The organism is Ideonella azotifigens, assembly GCF_006519715.1.
Taxonomy (GTDB): domain Bacteria; phylum Pseudomonadota; class Gammaproteobacteria; order Burkholderiales; family Burkholderiaceae_C; genus Ideonella; species Ideonella azotifigens.
In genome coordinates this window covers 1-7056 of record NZ_VIDT01000264.1, presented here as the reverse complement: position 1 = coordinate 7056, position 7056 = coordinate 1, and the positions used below count along the sequence as shown (strand labels likewise).

Here is a 7056-nt window from a genome sequence, read left to right as displayed (position 1 = left end):
GTGTTGCCCGCAGCGCAGCGCCTGTCGCTGGCCCGCGGTGACGATGGCCGTTTCACCTTCACTGTCCAAGAGGAGCACTGATGCTCTCCAAGCGAAATCCGCAGCTCAACAAACACGGCGAGCTGATCCACCTCCTGTCGATCGAAGGCCTGCCAAAAGCGGTGCTGACGCAGATCCTCGACACCGCGGGCACCTTCCTGTCGGTCAATGACCGCGACGTGAAAAAGGTGCCTCTGTTGCGCGGCAAGAGCGTGTTCAACCTGTTCTTCGAGAACAGCACGCGCACCCGCACCACCTTCGAGATCGCCGCCAAGCGACTGTCGGCCGACGTGATCAACCTGGACATCGCCAAGTCCAGCACCGCCAAGGGCGAAAGCCTGGTGGACACGATTGCCAACCTCTCGGCCATGCACGCCGACATGTTCGTCGTGCGCCACAGCGAAAGCGGTGCGCCTTACCTGATCGCCCAGCACTGCGCGCCGCACGTGCACGTGGTCAACGCCGGTGACGGCCGGCATGCGCACCCCACGCAAGGCCTGCTGGACATGTACACGATCCGGCACTTCAAGAAGGACTTCTCCAACCTGACCGTGGCCATCGTCGGCGACATCGTGCACTCGCGCGTGGCCCGCTCGGACATCCACGCGCTGACCACGCTGGGCGTGCCGGAGATCCGCGCCGTCGGCCCGAAGACGCTGGTGCCGGGCGACCTGAAGGAAATGGGCGTGCGCGTCTGCCACGACATGGCCGAAGGCATCCGCGGCGCGGACGTGATCATCATGCTGCGCTTGCAGAACGAGCGCATGAGCGGGGCGATGCTGCCCAGCGCCGGCGAGTTCTTCAAGAGCTTCGGCCTCACCGACGAGAAGCTGGCGCTGGCCAAGCCAGACGCCATCGTGATGCACCCCGGCCCGATCAACCGCGGCGTGGAGATCGACTCTGCTGTCGCCGACGGCACGCACAGCGTGATCCTGCCGCAGGTCACCTTCGGCATTGCCGTGCGCATGGCCGTGATGTCCACCCTTGCAGGAAACGAAGCATGAAGGTCCTGATCCGCAACGGCCGGGTGGTCAACCCCGCCACTGGCCGCGACGAGCTGGCCGACCTGGCCGTGGCCAACGGCCGCATCGTCACCATCGGCAGCGTGTCGCCTGACTTCCAGGCTGATCGCGACATCGACGCCAAGGGCCTGGTCGTCGCCCCTGGCCTGGTGGACCTGGCCGCACGCCTGCGGGAACCCGGCCATGAGCACGAAGGCATGCTGGAGAGCGAGCTGAACGCGGCGGCAGCCGGTGGCGTCACCAGCCTGGTCTGCCCGCCCGACACCGACCCCACGCTGGACGAACCCGGCCTGGTCGACATGCTGAAGTTCCGCGCCCGCAAGCTCAGCCTGTGCCGGCTGTTCCCGCTGGGGGCGCTCACGCGCGGCCTGCAGGGCGAGGTGCTGACCGAGATGGTCGAGCTGACCGAGTCCGGCTGCGTCGGCTTCTCGCAGGCCGAGGTGCCAATCGCCAACACCCAGGTGCTGCAGCGCGCGCTGCAGTACGCGGCGACCTACAACTACACCGTCTGGCTGCGGCCACAGGACGGTTCGCTGGGCGGCGGTGTCGCGGCCAGCGGTGCGATGGCCACGCGGCTGGGCCTGTCGGGCGTGCCGGTGATTGCCGAGACGATTGCGCTGCACACCATCTTCGAGCTGGTGCGCGTGACCGGCGCGCGGGTGCACCTGTGCCGCCTGTCCAGCGCCGCGGGTGTCGAGCTGCTGCGCCGGGCCAAGGCCGAAGGCCTGCCGGTGACCGGCGACGTGAGCATCAACTCGCTGCACCTGACCGACGTGGACATCGGCTATTTCAACTCGTCCATGCGCCTGAACCCGCCGCTGCGCCAGCAGAAGGACCGCGAAGCGCTGCGTGCCGCGCTGGCCGACGGCACGCTGGATGCACTGGTGTCCGACCACACGCCGGTCGATGCCGATGCCAAGACCTTGCCGTTTGGCGAGGCCGAGCCGGGCGCGACCGGGTTGGAGCTGCTGCTCAGCATGGCGCTGAAGTGGGGCCAGGAAAGCAAGCTGAGCCTGCCAGAGACGCTTTCGCGCATCACCAGCAAGCCGGTGCAGGTGCTGGGCGACACGCTGGGCTCGCTGGTGCAGAGCGCCGGCCAGTTGGTCGAAGGCGGCGTGGCCGACATCTGCCTGTTCGACCCGGACGCGCTGTGGCAGGTCAAGCCCGGCGTGCTGAAGAGCCAGGGCAAGCACACGCCGTTCGACTTCGCCACCAGCGGCACGGCATTGCCAGGCCAGGTGCGCGCCACGCTGGTGGCCGGCCACCTGGCCTACCAGGCGCCCGCGCTGGCCTGATGGCGGGCGATGCAGTGCAGGGCGCCGTGCCTGGTGCCGAGGGGGGGCTGCTGAACGGCATCACGGCGCTGGCGCGCATGGTCCGGCTCTTCGGTCATGTGATGCGTGGGCTGGTGCTGATCAAGCTGCAGTTCGGCGGCATGACGCAGGCCCAGCGGCACGTGGCGGTGCAGGCCTGGAGCTTGCGGCTTTTCGCGATGATCGGCATGCAGCTGACGGTGCATGGCGAGCCTGCCGCCGAGCCTGCGCTGATCGCCGCCAACCACATCTCGTGGCTGGACATTGCCTGTGTGCATGCGGCGCTGCCGCGGGCGCGCTTTGTCTCCAAGTCTGACGTGGCGCACTGGCCGATGATCGGCACACTGGCCTACGGCGTGGGCACGCTGTTCATCGAGCGCGAACGCAAGCGTGACGCGCTGCGCGTGGTGCACCAGGTGGCCGAGGCGCTGCGCGATGGCGACACCGTGGCGGTCTTCCCCGAAGGCACGACCGGTCCGGGTCCGACGATGTTGCCCATGCATGCCAACCTGCTGCAGGCGGCCATCAGCGTAGGCGCGCCGGTGCAGCCTGTGGTGTTGCGCTACCGCGAGCCTGGCCTGGGCTTCAGCGTGGCGGCGCAATACATCGGCGACACCACGTTGATCCAGAGCATCTGGCGCATCGCGTCGGCGCGCGGCCTGGCGGTCGAGGTGCACTTCCTGCCGCTGCTGCCCACCGCCGGGATGGACCGCCGCGCGCTGGCCGAGCAACTGCGCGAGCAGATCCAGCAGCGGCTGGACACCTGAAGCCGCGCCCGGCCCTCGTTCACAGCTTCTCAGGCCTTCTTGCCCTGGTTCGCCACGGCGGCTGCAGCGGCCGCGGCGGCTTCGGCGTCGCCCAGGTAGTAGCGCTTGATCGGCTTCAGCTCGGCGTCCAGCTCGTAGACCATCGGGATGCCGTTGGGAATGTTGACGCCGACGATCTCGTCGTCCGAGATGTTGTCCAGGTACTTGACCAGCGCGCGGATGGAGTTGCCGTGCGCGGCCACCAGCAGGCGCTGGCCGGACTTGATGGCCGGAGCCAGCGTGTCGTCCCAGAACGGGATCACGCGGGCCACGGTGTCCTTCAGGCATTCGGTCAGCGGCACCTGCTCGGGCGAGAGCTTGGCGTAGCGCACGTCCTGGCGCTGGCCACGCGGGTCGTCGGCTTCCAGTGCGGGCGGCGGCGTGTCGTAGCTGCGGCGCCAGATCAGCACTTGCGCATCGCCGTACTGCTTGGCCATGTCGGCCTTGTTCAGGCCTTGCAGGCCGCCGTAGTGGCGCTCGTTCAGGCGCCAGTCCTTGACGACCGGCAGCCAGGTGCGCTCCAGCGTGTCCAGGCAGTGCCACAGCGTCCAGATCGCGCGCTTGAGCACCGAGGTGTAGGTCACGTCGAATTCGTAGCCCTCGGCCTTCAGCAGTTCGCCAGCGGCGCGGGCCTGGGCCACGCCGGTGTCGGTCAGCTCGACGTCGGTCCAGCCGGTGAAGCGGTTTTCCAGGTTCCAGGTGGATTCACCGTGGCGGATCAGCACGAGCTTGTACATGGACTTTTGGGGCGCGGTGTGGCGCGCTGGTGGCAGCTGCAAAGGCCCGAATTCTATAATTCGCGATTCCTTTCCTTACGGCCCTTGGCCGCCGAGACACGCCATGGGCAGCACGCAAGAATTCTTTGTTCAAAACTGGTACCTGATCGCTGCCGCATTGGTGTCGGGCGGGCTGCTGGCCCTGCCGTCGCTGCGCCGGGGCGCGCAGGGCGGCGGCGTCTCGCCGGCCGAGGCAGTGCGCCTGATCAACCGCGAGAAGGCCGTGGTGGTGGATGTGTGCGAGCCGGCCGAATACGCCGCCGGCCATGTGGTGGGTGCGCGCAGCGTGCCGCTGGACACGCTGGAGAAGGCCGGCAAGGAACTGCCGTCCAACAAGACCCTGCCGCTCGTGGTCGTCTGCGCCAGTGGCGCACGGGCCAACAAGGCCGCTGCGCTGCTGCGCCAGCGCGGCCATGAAAACGTGCAGGTGCTGGCCGGCGGCATGCGCGCCTGGCGCGAAGCCAACCTGCCGGTGGAAACCAGCAAGGCCTGAGTGGGCTTGGGCTGGCTTGTGCCGGCGCATGTCCTGATGCCGCCTGCGGCCTTGCCGTGCGGCCCTGCAGGCCGGTGGGCCGCGGCGGACAATTCAGGCCTGTCCTGACCAAAGCTGACGCCATGAACAAAGTCCAGATGTACACGACCCAGGTCTGCCCGTTCTGCATTCGCGCCAAGGCCTTGCTGAAGCAACGCGGCGTGGAATCCATCGAGGAGATCCGCGTTGACCTGGAGCCCTCGCAGCGCAACCTGATGATCGAACGCACAGGCCGCCGCACGGTGCCGCAGATCTTCATCGGCGACACCCATGTGGGCGGTTGTGATGACCTGATGGCGCTGGACCAGCGCGGTGGTTTGCAGCCTCTGCTGCAAAAGTCCTGAAACCCGTCCGCGGCCAAGTGCAGGCCCTGCGGCGTTGCGCCTCGGCCAGTGTCACAGGCGCTGCGCCATAATGCCGCCCGCAGCCCGCCACCATCCCGGGGCGGGCTTTGTCTTTTCCCGAAAGCGCTTCATGGCCGAACAAGACCAGACCCCCGTGTTCCAGCTGCAACGCATGTACCTGAAGGACTTGTCGCTGGAGCAACCGAACTCCCCGCAAATCCTGCTGGAGCAGCAGCAGCCGCAAGTCGACATCCAGCTGGGCATGGGCGCCGAGCCGATCGCCGAAGGCATCTTCGAGGTCAGCGTCACCGCGACCGTGACCACCAAGGTCGGCGAACGCACGCTGTTCCTGGTCGAGGCCAAGCAGGCCGGCATCTTCGAGATCCGCAACGTGCCGGACGCGCAGCTGTCGGGCATCGTCGGCGTGGTCTGCCCGCAGATGATCTACCCGTACCTGCGCGCCATCGTCTCGGACGTCTGCACCCGCGCAGGCTTCCCGCCCATCCTGCTGGCCGAAGTCAACTTCCAGGCCATGTTCGAAGCCCAGCAGGCGCAAGCCGCTGCCGGCGCCGCAGGCAACCCCGCAGCGATCAACTGATCCTCGTGCCAAGCGCTGCGCCGCCGCTGCGCATCACGGTGCTCGGCGCTGGCGCCTGGGGCACTGCGCTGGCGATTGCCGCCGCACAGCGCCACGAGGTGCTGCTGTGGGCGCGGGATGCGGCACAGGTGGCCGAGATGGTCGCTGCGCGCTGCAACACCCGTTACCTGCCCAGGCTTGCGTTCCCGGCTGGCCTGTTGCCCAGCGCCGACTGGGCGCGAGCGATGGCGCATGCAGCCGACGACGGTCTTTTCATCGTCGCCACGCCGATGGCCGGCCTGCGCGCCACGCTGGCCGCGCTGCCGGCACAGGCGCGGGTCTTCTGGCTCTGCAAGGGCTTCGAGGCCGGCAGCGGGCTGCTGGGCCACCAGATTGCCGAGCAGGAGCTGCCGAATGCGCGCGCAGGCGTGCTGTCCGGCCCCAGCTTTGCGCAGGAAGTGGCGGCAGGTTTGCCGACCGCACTGGTCGCCGCCAGTGCCGATGAGGCGTTGACCCGTCTGGCCGTGGATGCCTTCCATGGTGGCGCCTTGCGCGTCTACATGTCGCCCGATCCCATCGGGGTCGAGGTTGGCGGTGCGGTGAAGAACGTGCTGGCGATTGCGACTGGCATTGCGGACGGGCTGGGGTTGGGCCTGAACGCCCGCGCGGCGCTGATCACCCGCGGGCTTGCCGAGATGTCACGCCTGGGCGTGGCGATGGGCGCACGCGCCGACACCTTCATGGGCCTCACCGGCCTGGGCGACCTGGTGCTCACGGCCACTGGCGATCTTTCGCGCAACCGCCAGGTTGGCCTGGCGCTGGCCGAGGGTCTGGACTTGCCGGCCGCGTTGGCCCGGCTGGGCCATGTTGCTGAAGGCGTCTACAGCGCTGCCACCGTCACTGCACGGGCGCAGGCCCTGGGCGTGGACATGCCGCTGTGCGAAGCGGTGAGCCAGGTGCTGAACGGTGGGTGCACGCCGGCCCAGGCGGTGGCGCAGCTGATGCAGCGCGACGCGCGCGTCGAAACGCTTTAGACGCTGCCCTCGAAACCGCACTGCCGCCAGGCTTCGAAGACCGACACCGCGACCGCGTTGCTGAGGTTCAGGCTGCGCTGGTCCGGCCGCATCGGCAGCCGCAGGCGCTGTTCGGCCGGGAAGGTTTCGCGCAGTGCCGGCGGCAAGCCGGCGGTTTCCTGGCCGAAGACCAGCACGTCGCCTGCTTGCCAGGTCACCTCGCTGGGCCGGCGCCGGCCGTGGGTCGTGAAGGCAAAGCAGCGCGCCGGGTCGGGCTGCTCGGCGTCCAGGAAGGCCTGCCATGAAGCGTGGCGATGCACTGCGGCGTACTCGTGGTAGTCCAGCCCGGCGCGCTGCAGCAGCTTGTCTTCCATGCTGAAGCCCAGTGGCTCGATCAGGTGCAGCGCGCAGCCGGTGTTGGCCGCGAGGCGGATCACGTTGCCGGTGTTGGGCGGGATTTCGGGGTGGACGAGCACGATGCGGAACATCGCGGCATTGTCGCGTCTGTCGCCGCACTCAATCCTTCGGCGCTGCGGTCGGTGTTCGTGCAAGCACCCAGAGCCAGACTTGCGCTGCGCCGGCTTGCTGCAGCGTGCGTGCCGCCTCGAACGCGGTGGCGCCGGTGGTCATCACG

9 protein-coding genes are annotated in these 7056 nt (G+C 68.3%); 7 read left to right on the top strand and 2 right to left on the bottom strand.

What is annotated here, in order from left to right:
• Positions 1 to 80: 80 nt before the first annotated feature.
• The 3 genes from FKP22_RS16255 to FKP22_RS16245 are packed head-to-tail and all read left to right on the top strand — an operon-like array spanning position 81 to position 3141.
• Complete coding sequence (locus FKP22_RS16255; RefSeq protein ID WP_141288507.1) at positions 81 to 1043, top strand: aspartate carbamoyltransferase catalytic subunit; 963 nt, start codon at positions 81 to 83, stop codon at positions 1041 to 1043.
• The gene (locus FKP22_RS16250; RefSeq protein WP_141288506.1) at positions 1040 to 2356 is read left to right on the top strand and encodes a dihydroorotase; all 1317 of its coding nucleotides are present in this window, start codon (positions 1040 to 1042) and stop codon (positions 2354 to 2356) included. The genes FKP22_RS16255 and FKP22_RS16250 overlap by 4 nt, the downstream gene beginning before the upstream one ends.
• Positions 2356 to 3141 carry a lysophospholipid acyltransferase family protein gene (locus FKP22_RS16245; protein ID WP_211361428.1) on the top strand — a complete coding sequence of 262 codons (786 nt, stop codon included), beginning with the start codon at positions 2356 to 2358 and terminating at the stop codon, positions 3139 to 3141. Before FKP22_RS16250 ends, FKP22_RS16245 begins: the two co-directional genes overlap by 1 nt.
• Positions 3142 to 3170: 29 nt before the next feature.
• On the opposite strand, the gene gpmA is transcribed toward FKP22_RS16245, so the two are convergent.
• Entirely contained in the window at positions 3171 to 3917 is a 747-nt protein-coding gene (gene gpmA, locus FKP22_RS16240; protein WP_141288505.1) for a 2,3-diphosphoglycerate-dependent phosphoglycerate mutase, read from the bottom strand.
• 103 nt (positions 3918 to 4020) lie between these two features.
• Here gpmA and FKP22_RS16235 point away from each other — a divergent pair, with 103 nt between their 5' ends.
• The 4 genes from FKP22_RS16235 (at position 4021) to FKP22_RS16220 (ending at position 6443) form a co-directional block, all read left to right on the top strand.
• A complete protein-coding gene (locus tag FKP22_RS16235; protein ID WP_141288504.1) occupies positions 4021 to 4449 on the top strand; it encodes a rhodanese-like domain-containing protein in 429 nt (142 codons plus the stop codon).
• A 122-nt stretch (positions 4450 to 4571) separates the two neighbouring features.
• On the top strand, positions 4572 to 4832 hold the full coding sequence (gene grxC / locus FKP22_RS16230) for a glutaredoxin 3 (protein WP_141288503.1): 261 nt from the start codon (positions 4572 to 4574) through the stop codon (positions 4830 to 4832).
• A gap of 130 nt (positions 4833 to 4962) precedes the next feature.
• On the top strand, positions 4963 to 5430 hold the full coding sequence (gene secB / locus FKP22_RS16225) for a protein-export chaperone SecB (RefSeq protein ID WP_141288502.1): 468 nt from the start codon (positions 4963 to 4965) through the stop codon (positions 5428 to 5430).
• A gap of 26 nt (positions 5431 to 5456) precedes the next feature.
• Positions 5457 to 6443 carry an NAD(P)H-dependent glycerol-3-phosphate dehydrogenase gene (locus FKP22_RS16220; protein WP_141288508.1) on the top strand — a complete coding sequence of 329 codons (987 nt, stop codon included), beginning with the start codon at positions 5457 to 5459 and terminating at the stop codon, positions 6441 to 6443.
• Here FKP22_RS16220 and trmL read toward each other — a convergent pair.
• Positions 6440 to 6910: a tRNA (uridine(34)/cytosine(34)/5-carboxymethylaminomethyluridine(34)-2'-O)-methyltransferase TrmL gene (trmL, locus tag FKP22_RS16215; RefSeq protein WP_141288501.1), complete on the bottom strand. Its 471-nt coding sequence runs from the start codon at positions 6908 to 6910 to the stop codon at positions 6440 to 6442. The two genes, FKP22_RS16220 and trmL, sit on opposite strands and share 4 nt — an antisense overlap.
• Positions 6911 to 7056: the final 146 nt, after the last annotated feature.

Coding starts and splice junctions, on each gene's coding strand:
- FKP22_RS16255 (WP_141288507.1), top strand. CDS start 81: ATGCTCTCCAAGCGAAATCCGCAGCTCAACAAACACGGCGAGCTGATC.
- FKP22_RS16250 (WP_141288506.1), top strand. CDS start 1,040: ATGAAGGTCCTGATCCGCAACGGCCGGGTGGTCAACCCCGCCACTGGC.
- FKP22_RS16245 (WP_211361428.1), top strand. CDS start 2,356: ATGGCGGGCGATGCAGTGCAGGGCGCCGTGCCTGGTGCCGAGGGGGGG.
- gpmA (WP_141288505.1), bottom strand. CDS start 3,917: ATGTACAAGCTCGTGCTGATCCGCCACGGTGAATCCACCTGGAACCTG.
- FKP22_RS16235 (WP_141288504.1), top strand. CDS start 4,021: ATGGGCAGCACGCAAGAATTCTTTGTTCAAAACTGGTACCTGATCGCT.
- grxC (WP_141288503.1), top strand. CDS start 4,572: ATGAACAAAGTCCAGATGTACACGACCCAGGTCTGCCCGTTCTGCATT.
- secB (WP_141288502.1), top strand. CDS start 4,963: ATGGCCGAACAAGACCAGACCCCCGTGTTCCAGCTGCAACGCATGTAC.
- trmL (WP_141288501.1), bottom strand. CDS start 6,910: ATGTTCCGCATCGTGCTCGTCCACCCCGAAATCCCGCCCAACACCGGC.